17 protein-coding genes are annotated in these 15,815 nt (G+C 39.4%); 11 read left to right on the forward strand and 6 right to left on the reverse strand.

The window, feature by feature from the left end; translation table 11 throughout:
- Positions 1–336 precede the first annotated feature (336 nt).
- The 7 genes from guaA (at position 337) to ACINWC141_RS02450 (ending at position 5,640) form a co-directional block, all read left to right on the forward strand.
- The gene (gene guaA, locus ACINWC141_RS02420; RefSeq protein ID WP_009387699.1) at positions 337–1,905 is read left to right on the forward strand and encodes a glutamine-hydrolyzing GMP synthase; all 1,569 of its coding nucleotides are present in this window, start codon (positions 337–339) and stop codon (positions 1,903–1,905) included.
- Between the two features lie 185 nt (positions 1,906–2,090).
- A complete protein-coding gene (locus ACINWC141_RS02425) occupies positions 2,091–2,618 on the forward strand; it encodes a PadR family transcriptional regulator (protein ID WP_009387677.1) in 528 nt (175 codons plus the stop codon).
- Between the two features lie 13 nt (positions 2,619–2,631).
- Positions 2,632–3,021, forward strand: coding sequence for a Fur family transcriptional regulator (locus ACINWC141_RS02430; RefSeq protein ID WP_009387689.1), 390 nt, complete (start codon positions 2,632–2,634; stop codon positions 3,019–3,021).
- 21 nt (positions 3,022–3,042) lie between these two features.
- On the forward strand, positions 3,043–3,348 hold the full coding sequence (locus ACINWC141_RS02435; RefSeq protein WP_002114086.1) for a DUF3861 domain-containing protein: 306 nt from the start codon (positions 3,043–3,045) through the stop codon (positions 3,346–3,348).
- Positions 3,349–3,506: 158 nt separating this feature from the next.
- Complete coding sequence (locus tag ACINWC141_RS02440; RefSeq protein WP_009387349.1) at positions 3,507–4,454, forward strand: pirin family protein; 948 nt, start codon at positions 3,507–3,509, stop codon at positions 4,452–4,454.
- A complete protein-coding gene (locus tag ACINWC141_RS02445; protein ID WP_009387662.1) occupies positions 4,451–4,858 on the forward strand; it encodes an OsmC family protein in 408 nt (135 codons plus the stop codon). The genes ACINWC141_RS02440 and ACINWC141_RS02445 overlap by 4 nt, the downstream gene beginning before the upstream one ends.
- Before the next feature lie 113 nt (positions 4,859–4,971).
- Entirely contained in the window at positions 4,972–5,640 is a 669-nt protein-coding gene (locus ACINWC141_RS02450; protein WP_009387371.1) for a glutathione S-transferase family protein, read from the forward strand.
- Between the two features lie 40 nt (positions 5,641–5,680).
- Here ACINWC141_RS02450 and ACINWC141_RS02455 read toward each other — a convergent pair whose 3' ends face one another.
- Complete coding sequence (locus tag ACINWC141_RS02455; protein ID WP_005804763.1) at positions 5,681–6,295, reverse strand: SPOR domain-containing protein; 615 nt, start codon at positions 6,293–6,295, stop codon at positions 5,681–5,683.
- A gap of 159 nt (positions 6,296–6,454) precedes the next feature.
- Complete coding sequence (gene argS / locus ACINWC141_RS02460) at positions 6,455–8,245, reverse strand: arginine--tRNA ligase (RefSeq protein WP_009387463.1); 1,791 nt, start codon at positions 8,243–8,245, stop codon at positions 6,455–6,457.
- A gap of 494 nt (positions 8,246–8,739) precedes the next feature.
- Between argS and ACINWC141_RS02465 the strand changes: the two genes are divergently transcribed.
- Positions 8,740–10,437 carry an NAD-dependent malic enzyme gene (locus tag ACINWC141_RS02465; protein WP_009387651.1) on the forward strand — a complete coding sequence of 566 codons (1,698 nt, stop codon included), beginning with the start codon at positions 8,740–8,742 and terminating at the stop codon, positions 10,435–10,437.
- Between the two features lie 44 nt (positions 10,438–10,481).
- On the opposite strand, the gene ACINWC141_RS02470 is transcribed toward ACINWC141_RS02465, so the two are convergent.
- Positions 10,482–11,402, reverse strand: coding sequence for a Dyp-type peroxidase (locus tag ACINWC141_RS02470; protein ID WP_009387466.1), 921 nt, complete (start codon positions 11,400–11,402; stop codon positions 10,482–10,484).
- A gap of 158 nt (positions 11,403–11,560) precedes the next feature.
- On the opposite strand from ACINWC141_RS02470, the gene ACINWC141_RS02475 reads away from it, so the two are divergent.
- Positions 11,561–12,187: a LysE family transporter gene (locus tag ACINWC141_RS02475; protein WP_005804759.1), complete on the forward strand. Its 627-nt coding sequence runs from the start codon at positions 11,561–11,563 to the stop codon at positions 12,185–12,187.
- A 1-nt stretch (position 12,188) separates the two neighbouring features.
- Here the strand turns inward: ACINWC141_RS02475 and znuB are convergent, their stop codons facing one another.
- From znuB to ACINWC141_RS02490, 3 genes are read right to left on the reverse strand one after another with little or no spacing between them, the layout of a single operon-like run.
- A complete protein-coding gene (znuB, locus tag ACINWC141_RS02480; protein ID WP_034677385.1) occupies positions 12,189–12,998 on the reverse strand; it encodes a zinc ABC transporter permease subunit ZnuB in 810 nt (269 codons plus the stop codon).
- Between the two features lie 3 nt (positions 12,999–13,001).
- Positions 13,002–13,790, reverse strand: a complete 789-nt coding sequence (znuC, locus tag ACINWC141_RS02485) for a zinc ABC transporter ATP-binding protein ZnuC (RefSeq protein ID WP_034677387.1) — start codon at positions 13,788–13,790, stop codon at positions 13,002–13,004.
- A complete protein-coding gene (locus tag ACINWC141_RS02490; RefSeq protein ID WP_002114130.1) occupies positions 13,763–14,260 on the reverse strand; it encodes a transcriptional repressor in 498 nt (165 codons plus the stop codon). The genes znuC and ACINWC141_RS02490 overlap by 28 nt, the downstream gene beginning before the upstream one ends.
- Positions 14,261–14,387: 127 nt before the next feature.
- Here ACINWC141_RS02490 and ACINWC141_RS02495 point away from each other — a divergent pair, with 127 nt between their 5' ends.
- Together ACINWC141_RS02495 and ACINWC141_RS02500 are read left to right on the forward strand one after the other, a co-directional pair.
- The gene (locus tag ACINWC141_RS02495; protein WP_034677390.1) at positions 14,388–15,227 is read left to right on the forward strand and encodes a metal ABC transporter solute-binding protein, Zn/Mn family; all 840 of its coding nucleotides are present in this window, start codon (positions 14,388–14,390) and stop codon (positions 15,225–15,227) included.
- A gap of 170 nt (positions 15,228–15,397) precedes the next feature.
- The gene (locus tag ACINWC141_RS02500; protein WP_009387660.1) at positions 15,398–15,796 is read left to right on the forward strand and encodes an ATP synthase subunit I; all 399 of its coding nucleotides are present in this window, start codon (positions 15,398–15,400) and stop codon (positions 15,794–15,796) included.
- Positions 15,797–15,815: the final 19 nt, after the last annotated feature.

Here is a 15,815-nt window from a genome sequence, read left to right on the forward strand (position 1 = left end):
CAACAAGCCATAAAAATGGATAATTGTTTAAGCACAGACAAATATCGCTTATGGTATTTACCTTTCCATGGTAATGCCTGTTTTATCGGCTCATCTTAACATCAAATCCAAGACGATGTTGCATAGAATGTGATGAATTTATCAATACACATGGAGTTTCTAAGCGTAACCCATACATTTGATAAATATAAGTAAATTTTGATTTATATCAAACAATCTAATTATAGAAATGATTCTGATATGAAAAAAATAAGATATATGATGATTTGCGGTGCGCCGAAGCGCGAAAAATGTTAAAATGGCGCGCTTAATTCTTTTGCCATTTAGTGGTTTGTCATGACTACCAATACTCAAATTACTGAAGATCGTATCCTGATTCTGGATTTCGGCTCTCAATATAGTCAGCTGATTGCACGTCGTGTACGTGAAGCTGGTGTTTACTCTGAAATGTATGCTTTTGATATGTCTGAAGAAGACATTCGCGCTTTTAAGCCAAATGGCATTATTTTGTCAGGTGGACCTGAGAGCGTACATGAAGAAGGCAGCCCTCGCGCACCACAAGTAGTGTTTGAGTTAGGCGTTCCAGTATTGGGTATTTGCTATGGCCTGCAAACCATGTCTGAACAGTTGGGCGGTAAAGTTGAGCCAGGTACTGTACATGAGTTTGGTTATGCCGAAGTTGATATCGTTAAACGCGACCAACTGATTGGTAACTTACAAGACCGTGAAAACCAACTTCATGTTTGGATGAGTCATGGCGATAAAGTTAGCCAGATTCCAGAAGGCTTTACCATTACTGCAAGCACACCAAGCTGTCCAGTTGCTGCTGTAAGTGATGAAGCGCGTCGTTTCTATGGCGTGCAATTCCACCCAGAAGTAACACACACGGCAAAAGGTGAAGAGTTACTTGCAAACTTTGTTCATAAAATCTGTGGATGCGGTGGTCTTTGGACACCTGAACACATCATTGATTTACGCGTAGAGCAATTACGTGAACAAATCGGTGATGAAAAAGTTCTTTTAGGCCTTTCTGGTGGTGTTGACTCGTCTGTCGTTGCTGCGCTTTTACATAAAGCAATTGGCGACCAGTTAACATGTGTATTTGTTGATAATGGTTTACTTCGTTTAAACGAAGGCGATCAAGTGATGCAAATGTTTGCTGAAAACATGGGTATCCGTGTTATTCGTGCAGATGCTGAACAACGCTTCTTAACTGCATTGGCTGGTGAAGTTGATCCAGAGAAAAAACGTAAAATCATTGGCCGTGAATTCATCGAAGTATTTGCTGAAGAAGCACGTAAACTTGATGGTGTGAAATTCTTGGCACAAGGTACGATTTACCCAGACGTAATCGAATCTGCTGCAAGCAAACAAGGAAAAGCACACGTAATTAAATCCCACCACAACGTAGGTGGTTTACCAGACGATTTAGAATTTGAATTAGTAGAACCTTTACGCGACTTGTTCAAAGACGAAGTTCGTAAATTAGGTACTACACTTGGCTTGCCACACAGCATGATTTACCGTCATCCATTCCCGGGCCCTGGTTTAGGTGTTCGTATTCTGGGTGAAGTGAAGAAAGAATATGCAGATATTCTTCGTCTTGCTGATGATATCTTCATGCAAGAGCTTCGTGACAGCGGTTGGTATGATAAAACTGCTCAAGCATTTGCTGTGTTCCAACCAGTTAAGTCAGTTGGTGTAGTAGGTGATGGTCGTCGTTATGCATGGGTAATTGCACTTCGTGCAGTTGAAACGGTTGACTTTATGACAGCTCGTTTTGCACATTTGCCATACGAATTGGTTGATAAAATCTCAACGCGTATTATGAATGAAATTAAAGATGTATCACGTGTTGTATATGACGTGTCATCTAAACCACCAGCAACAATTGAGTGGGAATAATTTTCCTCTAGTTGTTGTAAAAAAAGGACGCATTAGCGTCCTTTTTTATTACTTAAGTTTTAAAGACTAAAATTAATTTTAATAATTATCAAAATGATAAATCTATTCTTAATACTTATTCTTGATAAAAGATATATTAAGATATATCTTAATAATTATAAATTGATCAATTTGGATTTTAAACGATGAAACAACAATCAGAACATCATCATGCTGAACACAGCGAACATCATCGCGGCCATCACCATTCGGGGCGTCGTGGGAGGCTTTTTGAAGCTGGCCGTATGAAACTTTTGGTACTTCATCTTATTCAGCAAAGCCCTAAGCATGGTTATGAAATCATTAAAGAAATAAGTGATGTGGTGGGTGATGGCTATACTCCAAGTGCAGGAACAATTTATCCAACATTAACCAGTCTCGAAGAAATGAATTTGATTAATTTGCTAGATGTAGAGCGTAAGCAATATCAAATCACGGAATTTGGAGAAGCTTATTTAACTGAACAGCAAGACAAGTTGATTGAGCTATTAGAAAAATTACGCCTTAGACGTGAAATTCACAGTAAAGATGAATTAATTGAAATTCACCGTGCAATGGAAAACCTAAAAACTGCTTTACGTTTGAAGTTGAACTCGACAGCTTTACAACAAGAGCAGATTTATCAAATTGCCGAAAAAATTGATCAAGCTGCGGTTGCGATTGGGCGATTATAAATTGGGAAAAGCAATGTTAGAACTAGAGCATAAAATTAAAGAAGCGGGCCTAAAAGTCACTCATCCAAGACTTGCTGTTTTATCTGTAATTCAACAACAAGCAGAAGATCTGACTGTTAAACAGATTTACCAAAAGCTATACGTCCAAAAACAGAAATTAAGTTTAGCTACAGTCTATCGGGTAGTAAACGACCTAGCGGGAGCGGGTTTAATTTCAAATCTTCAACTAAAATGGGACGAAGCTAAATTTAATTTGCCCTCAGTCGAAAATAATCAATTATTGCAAATTCTCTGTACAGATTTAACCGCGGCTAAACAAGAGGAATTTTTAGCGTCTTTACAAGCAGTATTTGCACAGTTTCAAGTCGACCTTAAGCAGGTTGAAATTATTCAAAATTATTAATTTTTAAGAGAGAATTTATAAATGAAACAACATCAATATCATGTCACGGTACAACACTTAAAAAATGCAAAAGGAGAAGCCTCAACCTATACTGAACGCCTTGAATTCTATGCGGGAAATCATGACGATATTTTTGAAATTGTTGAACGCTTAAAAAAAGCAGATTTTTTTGATGATGAAACAACAAAATCCTTTGGAGTTGGGCTAAAACTTTTTAGTGAGGTTATGCTGGAAAATCGAGACCACCCACTATTTCAAGAGTTTCTCCCACAATTTGGTCAATTTATGAAGAACCTAAAACAGCTCGTTAAAACTCAATCATCTTAAGCTACTCAATGCAGCTTTAATTTTCTGTAATTAAAAACTTTGATTGTCTCATTCATAGCACCCTGTGTATTACTAAAAGACTATATTGAATAATGAGTGTATTGTTAAGATCATTAGAACAACTCATTGCAAAAGCATAGGTAAAAGAGAGTAATATCATGAGCAATAATAATGATTACGATATTTCTGATTCAAAGGATTGCGAAAAATTTGCCAATCAGTTTATTCAGGAATTTCCAATTCGCTCTGCTGAAATTGGACAGGGGACAGTCATTAAGCGGGCTTTACCTAGCCGACAAAAACGAATGATTGGTGCGTGGTGTTTCCTAGATCATGCGGGCCCAGTAACTTTTCCGGCGGGTGATGGTTTAGATGTTGGTCCTCATCCTCATATTGGTTTGCAAACCTTCACGTGGATGATTGAAGGCACGATGATGCATACCGATAGTCTAGGCTCAAAACAACTGATTCGACCTAAACAAGTTAATTTAATGACGGCAGGTCGCGGAATTTCACATACAGAAGTTGCACCTGATACTGAAACTCAAATGCACGCTGCGCAGCTCTGGATTGCTTTACCAGATGCTAAGCGCAACATGGATCCGAAATTTGAACATTATCCTGAACTGCCTGTTGTTGAGAAAGACGGTCTAGAATTTACCGTGCTTGTGGGTGAATATTTGGCAACGATTTCTCCGGTCTTGGTACATACACCATTAGTGGGTGTTGACTTAATTGCTACCGAAGATACTAAAACCCGCATTCCATTAAATCCTAATTATGAATATGGTTTTATGGCGCTTGAGGGTAGCGCTCATGTGAATGGTCATGAGTTAACTGCTGACAACATGGTGGTATTAGATACGGGGCTTAGTGAAATCGAGATTGAAGTAAAAAAAGGCAATCGGATTTTGTTAATTGGTGGTGAACCGTTTGAAACACCGATCTTGCTATGGTGGAACTTTGTTGCACGTACAATGGATGATTTAAAAGAAGCCCGTGAGCAATGGATTAACCATGATGCACGTTTTGGTGAAATCCCAGATTATGTAGGTGCGCGTTTAGAAGCCCCTGTTCTTCCAGATCAAATGAGAGCATCAAAATGACAGCAGTAATCGCAAGCAGTAAAGCAAAGCCCCTTGCTGAACAATGGAAGGGCGAAATCACCAGTGGTCGCCATCAATATTTTTGTGATGAGCCAGAGAAGCTAGAAGGGCAAGACCAAGGTCCGGCGCCATATGATTTGCTCACTGGAAGTTTAGCCGCGTGTACGCTCATTACTTTAAGAATGTATGCAAAGCATAAGGGTTATGATTTTGGTGAGTTTTCGGTTGAAATCGATTTCCATACCAATAGAGAGCATGAAGAACATATTGAGCGTCGTATTGTTTTTAAAGACTTGCCAGATGAAGAACTTCAACAAAAAATCTTGTTGGTGTGTGGTAAAACCCCAGTCACTAAAACTTTGTTACGTAGTTTAGACATTCATACTGTGCTTGTTACAGCATAAAAATGCTATTTTGTTGAGGTGGATGATTTTATATCCATCCCACAAATGGAATAAAACAGCATGTTCACATGCTGTTTTTTATGTAAAAAAGAAAAATAAAAGCAGGCAATAACATGATTAGTGTGCACCACCTGGAATGTTCGCGATCGTTTCGAATTTTATGGGCTTTAGAAGAGTTGGGCTTAGATTATGATATTCATTATTATCAACGCTTACCTAACTACTCTGCCCCAGAAACATTGAAATGTATTCACCCATTAGGCAAAGCTCCAATTTTGACTGATGATGAACAAGTCATCGCAGAATCTGCTGTGATTTTAGAATATTTACAGCAGCGTTATGATCAGAAGCAACAATTTAAACCTACAAAACCACAAGATTTACAGCAGTATATTTACTGGATGCACTATGCAGAAGGTTCACTTATGCCATTATTGGTGATGACTTTGGTCATGAATAATGTAAACAAGCATGTACCATGGTTAATTCAACCAGTAGCTAAAAAAATCACGGAAGGGGTAAAGGCAAATTTTGTTCGCCCACGTATGAAAGATCATATTAGCTTTTTAGAAAACTATTTGACTGAGCATGAATATTTCGCAGGTGATTTTTCATTTGCTGATGTTCAAATGAGCTTTCCATTGGAGGCTTTACAATCACGCTTACAGGGTAAATACCCTCATATTCAAGCTTTTTTACACCGTATTCAGCAAAGACCTGCGTTTCAAAAAGCGAGACAAAAGGGAATTGGTTCCAATGAAAGGAATTGTGCTGATATTTAAAAGAAAAGGAACAAATATTTGTTCCTTTTTTATTTTCACTTTACTTGCGTTTGATCACAATAGAATCAATACCACTGTGTTGTAAGGTCTGCTGAGCAGCTAAAGCAGCGTCTTGAGTATCATACGGTCCGGAAATAACGCGATACCATGTTTGTCCGTTTTCAGTACTTTTGACTACATCAGCAGATAAGCCATTTAAAATGATTTCTGCACGGCGGGCATCAGCCTGATCAGGATCGTTATAACTACGAACTTGTAAAATATAGGTAGGTTGCTGAGGAGTGGTAGCTGATTGATTCGGGTCAATTCCTACACTTTCAGAGGCAGCTGGTTGAGTTGTACTTGGTGCCTCAACGATCATAGCAGTGCCTTGATTTTTACTTTCAGGGATTGCTTGTTCAGGAATAGGTGTTACTTGTTGTTGAGGTAATAGATCGTAGAAGCGATAGTCTTTATTGGTATCTTCTTCTTGATAATGTTCAGAAGTAATCTGATTTTTCGCAGGAACAGGTTGCCAAGGTTTCCAAAGCATAAGCATTACAGCGATACATAAGACCGCCAAAATAGCGACAAGTGTCCCTAACCATTTGGGAATTAGGGGCTTTTTAGGCTTATTAGGTCTTTCAGATACACCGCGTTGCGTTTTGCCAAACACGTGGATTATTCCTCTGTATTTTGATTGTTTTTTAATTCGAGTTTGAGTCTCGTCTTACGATGCTAAAAAAACTGTGGTTTGTATCGATATTTTAACTCTACAAACCACTGCTTACTATATATTGCATGACCTTTAATTTGCTGTCATGCAATATATTTATTACATAGATTCTGGTGCAGATACACCAAGTAATTCTAAACCATTACGAAGTACTTGTTGTACATTGATTGAAAGCAATAAACGGGCTTGTGTAAGCTCTGCATCATCGCTTAATACTTTATGTTCATTGTACCAACCGTGGAACAAGGCAGCTAACTCTTTTAAGTAATTACCAACTTGGTGTGGTTCATAGGCATTTGCCGCTCGCAACACTGCATCTGGATAAGCTGCCAGTTTAGCAAGAATCTCGGTTTCTGCATCAAGAGACAAGCGTGCTGCATGTGGGCGAGCAGTGTTTACATCGAATTGTAAGTTTGTGCTTGCTGCTTTTTCTAACATGCGGCAAATACGTGCATGTGCATATTGAATATAGTACACAGCATTGTCTTTACTTTGTGACACAGCAAGGTCAAGGTCAAAGTCAATGTGTTGTTCGCTCTTACGCATTACATAGTAGAAACGAGCTGCATCGTTGCCTACTTCTTTACGCAAGTCACGTAAAGTCACGAATTGACCTGAACGAGAAGACATTTGTACCATCTCGCCACCACGCCACAAACTTACGAACTGAACTAAAAGAACTGTTAATTTTTTAGAGTCGTAACCCATCGCATCAATTGCCGCTTTTACGCGGGAAATATAACCATGGTGGTCAGAACCCCAAATATCGATAAGGTCAGTATAACCACGTTGTAGTTTATTTAAGTGGTATGCAATGTCAGAAGCAAAGTAAGTCGTTTGACCATTACGACGCTTAACAACACGGTCTTTTTCATCGCCAAATTCAGTCGATTTAAACCAGATGTTGCCATCTTTTTCATAAAGGAAACCACGTTGATCAAGTGTTTCTAAAGCTTCATCAATTTTTGCACTAAGAGATGCTTCACTAAACCATTGGTTGAACGTTACACCAAAGTCAGCAAGGTCATCTTTAATGTCATCTAAAATGGCATGAAGAGCAGCTTGGTGGAATACGCGGTAACCTTCACCTAATAATTGTTGTGAGTTGGCAATAAGACCATCAATATGCTTTTCTTTATCACCAGATAACACAACTTTGTTGCCTTCACTATCTAGCTCTTCAGCATATTGCACATCTTCTGGTACGTCTTTATAGACATTTGCAACTTCACGAACGTAAGCATCGCCATCTTTATCAATAATGCCTTGTGCGATTTCTTTAACGTAATCGCCTTGATATGCATTTTTAGGGAATACAAGGTTTTGTCCAAGTAGCTCCAAATAACGTAAATAAGTAGAAGTCGCCAAAATATCCATTTGACGGCCAGCATCATTCACGTAGTATTCGCGGTCAACTTTAGCACCTGTTGCTTCAAGTAAATTAGCAACAGTCATACCGTATGCCGCACCACGACCATGACCTACGTGTAGGCTAGACGTTGGGTTTGCAGAAACAAATTCGACTTGAATCTTTTTCGCTGCATTTGCTTGGCTACGACCAAAAATTTCTTTTTGTGCTTGAATTTGATCAAGAATAGCAAAGCGCTGGTCTGCATTTAAAAAGAAGTTAATAAATCCAGGTCCTGCGATTTCAGCTTTACTGATATCTGCCACTTCCGGTAATGCAGCTAGAATTTTCTCAGCTAAATCACGTGGTTTCATACCAGCAGCTTTCGAGCCGATCATGGCAATATTAGAAGCAAAGTCGCCATGGCTTCGGTCTTTTGTGCGTGTTAAATTGCTTGTGTTTTTCCAGTCGGAAGGAAGCACCCCTTCTTGTTGAAGAGTTTGCACTGCATGGTCGAGAGCTGCTTGTATTGCCGTATTCATATCAATCGAAAATAGATGTCGCAGAAAAACGTCAAATATAGCAAATTTCCGATGACTTAGGGGAGGGGATTTAATATTCCAATAATTCTTTATGCAAATTATTGATGATTATTTTTTAAATGAATGTTGGTTGATGAATCGCCTTATTATTCTGAGAATAAAGATTTACAAGCCTTCTGGGCAGTTTTTGTGAGTAAATTACGTGTTTAATTTAATATTATTTCCTGAGAAAATACCTGTTGCCGCTAAAACATATAATTATGGCTTTTAAAGTCGAGATAATAAAAGAAATTTTTAAAATTATAAAAATATTAACATACTGATTTTTATTATTTATTTTTAGACATGTTTTAACTAAATAGTGTTTAATTTCAACATCACGGTTTAAAATATCTATTTTGGTCGAATTAGGCTTAAGCTTATACGCACAAAGAGTTTTAGAGACCATACAAAATGTGTTTTTCTCTACTCTAAGCTGGAAAATGAGATAGGCAATGATATCAGGACACCCAAGTAAACATCCCCTTTATATTCCATATGCAGGTTTTACACTTTTAGAGTTACCACTCTTAAATAAAGGTTCGGCTTTCACTGAAGAAGAAAGAAGTAACTTTAACTTACACGGTTTACTCCCCCATATTATTGAAACTATTGAAGAGCAGAGCCAGCGCTCTTATCAGCAATATTGCGCTTTTACTGATGATATCAATCGACATATCTATTTGCGTAATATCCAAGATACCAACGAAACCTTGTTCTATCATTTAATCGAAAATCATCTTGAAGAAATGATGCCGATTATTTATACCCCAACAGTAGGTGAAGCATGTCAGCGTTTCTCCGATATCTATCGTCGTCATCGTGGTGTTTTTATTTCATATCCAGATCGTGATGTGATTGATGATATTTTGCAAAACGTAAATAAAAATAATGTAAAAGTGATCGTCATTACTGATGGTGAACGTATTTTAGGTCTTGGTGACCAAGGTATTGGTGGTATGGGTATTCCTATTGGGAAACTTTCACTTTACACCGCTTGTGGTGGAATTAGCCCAGCCTATACATTGCCAATCACAATTGATGTGGGGACGAATAATCCACAATTGTTAAATGATCCGATCTATATGGGTTGGCGTCAGCCACGTATTAGTGGCGATGAATATTACGCATTTGTTGATATGGTGATTGAGGCTGTGAAGCGTCGTTGGCCAAAAGCGTTAATTCAGTTTGAAGATTTCGCACAAAAAAATGCGATGCCACTTTTAGAAAAGTATCGAGATAAAATTTGTTGTTTTAACGATGATATTCAAGGAACAGCAGCGGTATCTGTAGGTAGTTTGATTGCTGCAAGTCGTGCAGCAGGCAAGCAATTAAAAGATCAAACAATTGCTTTCTTAGGCGCGGGCTCTGCGGGATGTGGTATTGCAGAGCAAATCGTTGCACAAATGGTTGCTGAAGGGCTGACTGATTCTGAAGCCCGTGCACGCGTTTATATGGTTGATCGTTTTGGCTTGATTACCGAAAATCAGCCAAACTTATTGGACTTCCAACGCAAATTGGCGCAAAAAGCTGAGGTGGTTGATCAATGGGGCAATATTGAAGAAGTGATTTCACTCCTTGATGTTGTTAAAAATGCTAAGCCTACAGTGTTAATTGGCGTTTCTGGTCAACCGGGTCTGTTCACCGAAGAGATTATTAAAACCATGGCAGCGAATTGTGAACGACCAATTGTCATGCCATTGTCTAATCCAACTTCACGTGTTGAAGCTGTGCCAGCAGATATTGTGGAGTGGACTGAAGGTAGAGCGTTAATTGCAACAGGTAGTCCGTTTGCTCCTGTGAATCATCACGGCAAGCTTTATAATATTTCTCAGTGTAATAACTCGTACATTTTCCCTGGCATTGGCTTAGGGGTGGTGGCATCAGGTGCTAAACGCGTAACTGAAAATATGTTAATGGCTTCAAGTAGTGCTTTAGCGAATTGCTCACCATTACTGAAAGATCCACAAGCTGATTTATTGCCACCTTTAGGTGAAATTCAGCAAGTTTCTAAGGTTATTGCGTTTGAAGTTGCGAAAGCTGCCATGACAGATGGCGTGGCTGTAACGATTAGTGATGACTTACTACAGCAAAAAATTGATCAATCATTCTGGAAACCTGAATACCGCAAATATAAGCGTATTCCTTTCTAAGGTTGAGAACGTAAAAAGAGGAGCTTATGCTCCTCTTTTTTATTTTAGTCTTCTAAAACTTCTTCTAGCAATTCTTCGCTAGGTGCAAAGTAATATGCGCCATCAAGTGGTGTCACGAAATGCAATAGGCGATCATGGATACCATCTCCACTTGTACCGAACATACGTTTTAGCATGGCATCAATAATGTTCAGGTCCTTGGTGTAGGCAATGAAAAATAAACCTTGATCACCTCGGCCGTCACCATAAGGCAGACTATGGCGCAAGATTTCCATTTCTTCGCCTTCTTCATCTTCAACAACAGTACGGGCGACATGGGCATTTTCTGGTTTAACATCATCATCAAGTTCAATTGATTCAAGCTTGGTACGGCCCATGACATTTTCTTGAGCATCAACTTTTAGTTTTTTCCATTTTTCTAAGTCGTGTGCATAACGCTGCGCGAAAATAAAACTGCCATCCGCAAAAACTCCCGCGCTTTCTGGCAATAGGGCTGTTTCTGCGCGGTCCTCTGGAAATTGAGGGTTTTCTGTACCGTCTATAAAGCCTGTAATATCTCGGCCATCAAAATAGCGGAAGCAAACACGCTCATCAAGAACTTCAACTTTATCTTTAATACCTTCAAAAAATGCTTGGCTTAATGCAAAACAAATATCAGAACGCATACTAGCAATATGGATGAGGACATCAGCAGGTACAACTGGCATATTGAATGCGCCGTTTTCTGGTTCAAGTTGTTTAAAGCCAGCAGGAGATTGACTGTAAAGTTGCTTCCAAAGTTCTGGACCAAAAGCGACTGCTGTTTTAATTTGCGCGTCTGAATGCTGAGTAATGAGACGGTCGCGTGTTTCAAACAACGCTTCGAGTTGTTCTTTTAATTCATCAATTGATAAGTCTTTTAAACGAAGAACAATAAATCGGGCATGATCTGATGGCAACGGCAAAATGACAGATTGAGCAGTCATTGGAAGGTATCTCCTCAATTATAATTTAGTATGAGCTTTAATTATTGTGCCTGATGCGAAGAGCCGTTAGTAGTCTATTTCTTGATTTTATTGTTTGAATTCTCATCAATATAGTTTTATATAACAGTATAATTCCACTTTTATTGTCTATTTTTACTATGTCTTTGCAAGTTTGGTTTGCCTATATGTTGGCCTGTTGGGTTATTAGTATCTCTCCGGGTGCGGGAGCTATTGCCTCAATGTCGAGTGGTCTAAACTATGGATTTAGACATGGTTACTGGAATGCAATCGGTTTGCAAGTTGCCTTAGTGCTTCAAATTATGGTGGTGGCCGCAGGTGTCGGGGTCTTATTTGCAACGACTCCTTTAGCTTTTCAGGCCGTTAAGTGGTTCGGTGTAGCCTATTTATTGTATTTGGCCTATTTGCAGTGGACAGCACCTGTAAAAGATATAGAAATTCAACAAGAAAAAAGAGATAAGTCTGCTTTAGCTCTGCTATTAAATGGTTTTGTGGTTAATATTAGTAATCCTAAAGCGATCGTATTTTTATTGGCGGTTTTACCGCAGTTCTTAGATTTGAGTAAGCCTCAATGGATACAATATCTAATTATGGCGGCTACTATGATTACGATCGATTTGATAGTAATGGCGGGATACACGGGGCTGGCATCAAAGGTTTTAAGATTACTTCGATCCCCTAGACAGCAGAAATATTTAAATCGGGGCTTTGCTGTAATGTTTAGCTGTGCGGCTTTATTATTGAGCACTGTTCATCAGGCGTCCTAACTTAGGCCGCCTGGGTCTGATTTTTTAGTTTTTGAGTTATAAAAATAACAGCAAAACTTAATGCCATACATAAAACAATACTAAGACCTGTAGAGATATTAAGTGCTGCACTTGACCATAAACCGACACTAACACCAAGCTGGGCTAACACGAATGCCCAAATAACCATTTGCTTTGGTGAATTTGCCAATAGACGAGCGCTTAAAGCTGGTATTACGAGTAATGCCCCCATTAGCAAAGAACCTACAGCACGCAAAGCTAAAACTGTAAATAAAGCCAATAACAGCATAAAAATAAGGCGTTGCCAGTTTGCATTCACCCCTTCACTAATTGCGATATCCGGATCAATTGCAAACTGTATTTGTGGTTGCCAAAAACGGTAAAGAATTATGAGTGATATCGCAATAATTAAAGTAAAAACAGGAAGATCTGGCCAATCAATACTAAGCAAATCACCAAATAAATAACTTAAAAGCTCGGGTCTTAAACTTGGAACATGTTGAATAAACAACAGGCCACTACAGAGTAATGTTGCTGAACATAAGGCTAGCAGAGCATCATTGGGTAAACGGTTGTCATGTAAAGCCCATAAAACGCCTACCAGTAAAACCGCCGTACCTGCAACGCCAAGCCATAATGGAAGACTTAAGGCTCCTGCAATAGCAACTCCGAGTAGTGTTCCGTGCGCCATCGTGTCGGCAAAAAAAGACATACGTCTCCAAAGCATCAAACAACCCAGAGGTGCAGTCAAAAATACTAGCAGAGTTCCCATAATCCATGCGGGTAACAATAATTGTAACCATTCCATCATGGCTTAAGCTTCCGGTTCTGGGTGAATGTGAGGACGGTCATTATGAGGGCAGGGGTGTGCAGCATCACCGTGAGCACAATGGTCATGATGATGTTGATAGAAAACCCTTTGAGTTCCAAATATTGCCTGATATTCAGGGTGTTGTTGGATATTTTCGGGTAGTCCACTACAGCAAATATGTTTATTTAAACACACTACACGGTGTGTTCCTTGCATCACCCATTGTAAGTCATGAGAAACAATTAAGATCGCACACCCATATCGTTCTGGCAGGCTGCGAACATAATCATAAAGTTCCGCTTCTGACTGAATATCTAGACCTTGCATGGGTTCATCAAGGACTAAAATATCTGGCTGACGAAGTAGAGCGCGAGCCAACAGTACTCGTTGGCGCTCTCCACCGGAAAGTTGTTGTACTTTTGATTGTTGTAACTTTGAAATACCTGTGTCTTGAATAATTTCCTGACGCAGGGCAGGGCTGCATTTTTCTAAATCAAGAAGGTCCTGAACACGTAAAGGAAGGCTGTGTGAAGGATTAAACTTTTGTGGCACATAAGCCATTTTAAGTTTTTTATGATTGATAACACGCCCGCTACTCGGCTGGAGAATACCGAGTAGAACTTTAATTAGTGTTGATTTGCCTGCACCATTGGGTCCAATTAAAGACACAATCTCATTTTGATGTAGGGCAAAATCAACTTTTTTTAATATATCCCGATCATCACGACGAACAGAAACCTGCTCAAGCTGAATTAATACAGGATTTAAGGAGTTGTGCGGCACTGTTGGCATTTCCCCGAAATTTCAATAATGCTGTGTTGAGCCACGAAGTCATCTGAAGCTGCAAGCTGGTCAAGCTGGTGTGTGAGGCCTTGAGAAGAAGCTTCTTTAACCATATGGCATTCGGTACAAATCAGGAACGCTGCTTGATGACCTTCACGCGGGTGGCAGCAAGGAATATACGCATTAATAGAAGTTAGGCGGTGAATGAGGCCTTTTTCTAATAAGAAATCTAAAGTTCTATATACAGTTGGAGGTGCAGCAGGGCGATCGGTTTGACTTTTTATACGTGCCAATAAGTCATAGGCACCCATTGGACCCGATGCATTTAAAATGAGTTCCAGAACTTCTTTGCGCAAAGGTGTAAGGCGTGCGCCAGTCGCAGAACATAAACTTTCTGCTTCAGCTAAACGGCTTGCGACATTATGGTGATCATGCACACCATGCAAAGAATCATGATGTTCATGCGAGCAGGAACTCATAGAAATAACCTCGAATTTTTAACGGAATATTAGCATGAAGCGATGCTTCATTCGATTAATCTTAGGTATTTTTGTAACTTTGTTATATTATAACATGCTTCGAGCTAATTTAAATTGATGGTCTAGCATGTTCCGTTTTTTTGTTTTCAGTATGTTCTCTCTTTTGAGTACGTTAGGGTGGAGTCAGGGGTTGGTGGTTTCTACACACCCGATTTATCTGATTGCAAAAGAAATCACTCAGGGTGTGGAAGAACCTCAGCTTTTGCTTAAAGGTCAGACCGGTCATGACGTACAGTTGACTCCGGCTCACCGTAAAGCAATTAATGATGCATCTTTAGTAATCTGGTTGGGTAAGGCTCACGAAGCTCCTCTAAATAAATTGTTAGGTAATAATAAGAAAGCGATTGCCTTGTTAGATAGTGGCATTGTTTCTGTTTTACCGTTGCGTAGTACACGCGGTGTAGCTTTACCTAATACAGTAGACACTCATGTATGGCTAGAGCCAAATAACGCAGTTCGAATTGGTTTCTTTATTGCTGCTTTACGCTCTCAGCAGCATCCTGAAAATAAAGCTAAATATTGGAATAATGCCAATATCTTTGCCCGTAAGATGTTGCAAGCAGCGCAAGCTTATGACAGTTCAAGTAATGGTAAGCCATATTGGTCATATCATGATGCCTATCAATATTTAGAGCGCTCGTTAAACTTAAAGTTCGCCGGCGCTTTAACAGATGATCCCCATGTTGCACCAACAGCAGCCCAAATTAAGTATCTTAATGATAATCGACCAAAAGCTCAGATGTGTTTACTCGCAGAAAGTTTTACTACTAAGAGTCAGTATCAAAAAATAGGTAACATTACTTTTCAATCGGTAGACGAGAGCATGAATAACGAGGATGATTTCGTCACTGCATGGAAGAAACTGGCTATAAAAACGGATAAATGTGTATTAAGTACGCAAAAGTAAGATAAAAAATAAACAAAGGCTGACTGTAGCGTCAGCACCACCTGTCATGAAAAACCCCGACTAAAGTCGGGAAAAGATTGCATGTTCAGGGGTGTAACTCTATAATGCCTGCGATTAAAAGCGATCATCAGCTAAACTTGTCAAGCATTTATGCTGTGAGTGGATAAATAATGAGCCAAACTAGTCGCTTGATTGACCGACGATTAGCAAAAGCTTTGGTCTTCTTACAAGCATGTATGATCCCTGTTTCCGCCCTCGTGGCGTGGAGCATAAAAGACATGACAGCAGCATTGAGTGCGGCACTTGGTGCGTTGGTCTGCTGGCTTGCTATGAGTTATTTTTCATGGCAATCCTTCAGGACAGCAGGTGCGAGAGCATCAAAACAAGTGCTGGCTAACATGTATAGGGGCATGTTAGGCAAATTTGCAATCATGATCGTTGGATTTATTTTGATTTTGAGCAATGTTAAACCTTTATCACCGTTAGCATTGCTGTTTGGTTTTATTCTCGTTCAGGCAATGTCGTGGGTCGCTCCGTTTTGGGTGTCACGTCAACAAAAACGGGTGTAGAAACAAGAAGAATTGAAGA

The sequence above is a fragment of the Acinetobacter sp. WC-141 genome (assembly GCF_000313935.1).
Classification (GTDB): Bacteria; Pseudomonadota; Gammaproteobacteria; order Pseudomonadales; family Moraxellaceae; genus Acinetobacter.

What these genes read in the sequence shown, in the direction of transcription:
- guaA (WP_009387699.1), top strand. Translation starts at nt 337, where the DNA reads ATGACTACCAATACTCAAATTACTGAAGATCGTATCCTGATTCTGGAT.
- ACINWC141_RS02425 (WP_009387677.1), top strand. Translation starts at nt 2,091, where the DNA reads ATGAAACAACAATCAGAACATCATCATGCTGAACACAGCGAACATCAT.
- ACINWC141_RS02430 (WP_009387689.1), top strand. Translation starts at nt 2,632, where the DNA reads ATGTTAGAACTAGAGCATAAAATTAAAGAAGCGGGCCTAAAAGTCACT.
- ACINWC141_RS02435 (WP_002114086.1), top strand. Translation starts at nt 3,043, where the DNA reads ATGAAACAACATCAATATCATGTCACGGTACAACACTTAAAAAATGCA.
- ACINWC141_RS02440 (WP_009387349.1), top strand. Translation starts at nt 3,507, where the DNA reads ATGAGCAATAATAATGATTACGATATTTCTGATTCAAAGGATTGCGAA.
- ACINWC141_RS02445 (WP_009387662.1), top strand. Translation starts at nt 4,451, where the DNA reads ATGACAGCAGTAATCGCAAGCAGTAAAGCAAAGCCCCTTGCTGAACAA.
- ACINWC141_RS02450 (WP_009387371.1), top strand. Translation starts at nt 4,972, where the DNA reads ATGATTAGTGTGCACCACCTGGAATGTTCGCGATCGTTTCGAATTTTA.
- argS (WP_009387463.1), bottom strand. Translation starts at nt 8,245, where the DNA reads ATGAATACGGCAATACAAGCAGCTCTCGACCATGCAGTGCAAACTCTT.
- ACINWC141_RS02465 (WP_009387651.1), top strand. Translation starts at nt 8,740, where the DNA reads ATGATATCAGGACACCCAAGTAAACATCCCCTTTATATTCCATATGCA.
- ACINWC141_RS02470 (WP_009387466.1), bottom strand. Translation starts at nt 11,402, where the DNA reads ATGACTGCTCAATCTGTCATTTTGCCGTTGCCATCAGATCATGCCCGA.
- ACINWC141_RS02475 (WP_005804759.1), top strand. Translation starts at nt 11,561, where the DNA reads ATGTCTTTGCAAGTTTGGTTTGCCTATATGTTGGCCTGTTGGGTTATT.
- znuB (WP_034677385.1), bottom strand. Translation starts at nt 12,998, where the DNA reads ATGATGGAATGGTTACAATTATTGTTACCCGCATGGATTATGGGAACT.
- znuC (WP_034677387.1), bottom strand. Translation starts at nt 13,790, where the DNA reads ATGCCAACAGTGCCGCACAACTCCTTAAATCCTGTATTAATTCAGCTT.
- ACINWC141_RS02490 (WP_002114130.1), bottom strand. Translation starts at nt 14,260, where the DNA reads ATGAGTTCCTGCTCGCATGAACATCATGATTCTTTGCATGGTGTGCAT.
- ACINWC141_RS02495 (WP_034677390.1), top strand. Translation starts at nt 14,388, where the DNA reads ATGTTCCGTTTTTTTGTTTTCAGTATGTTCTCTCTTTTGAGTACGTTA.
- ACINWC141_RS02500 (WP_009387660.1), top strand. Translation starts at nt 15,398, where the DNA reads ATGAGCCAAACTAGTCGCTTGATTGACCGACGATTAGCAAAAGCTTTG.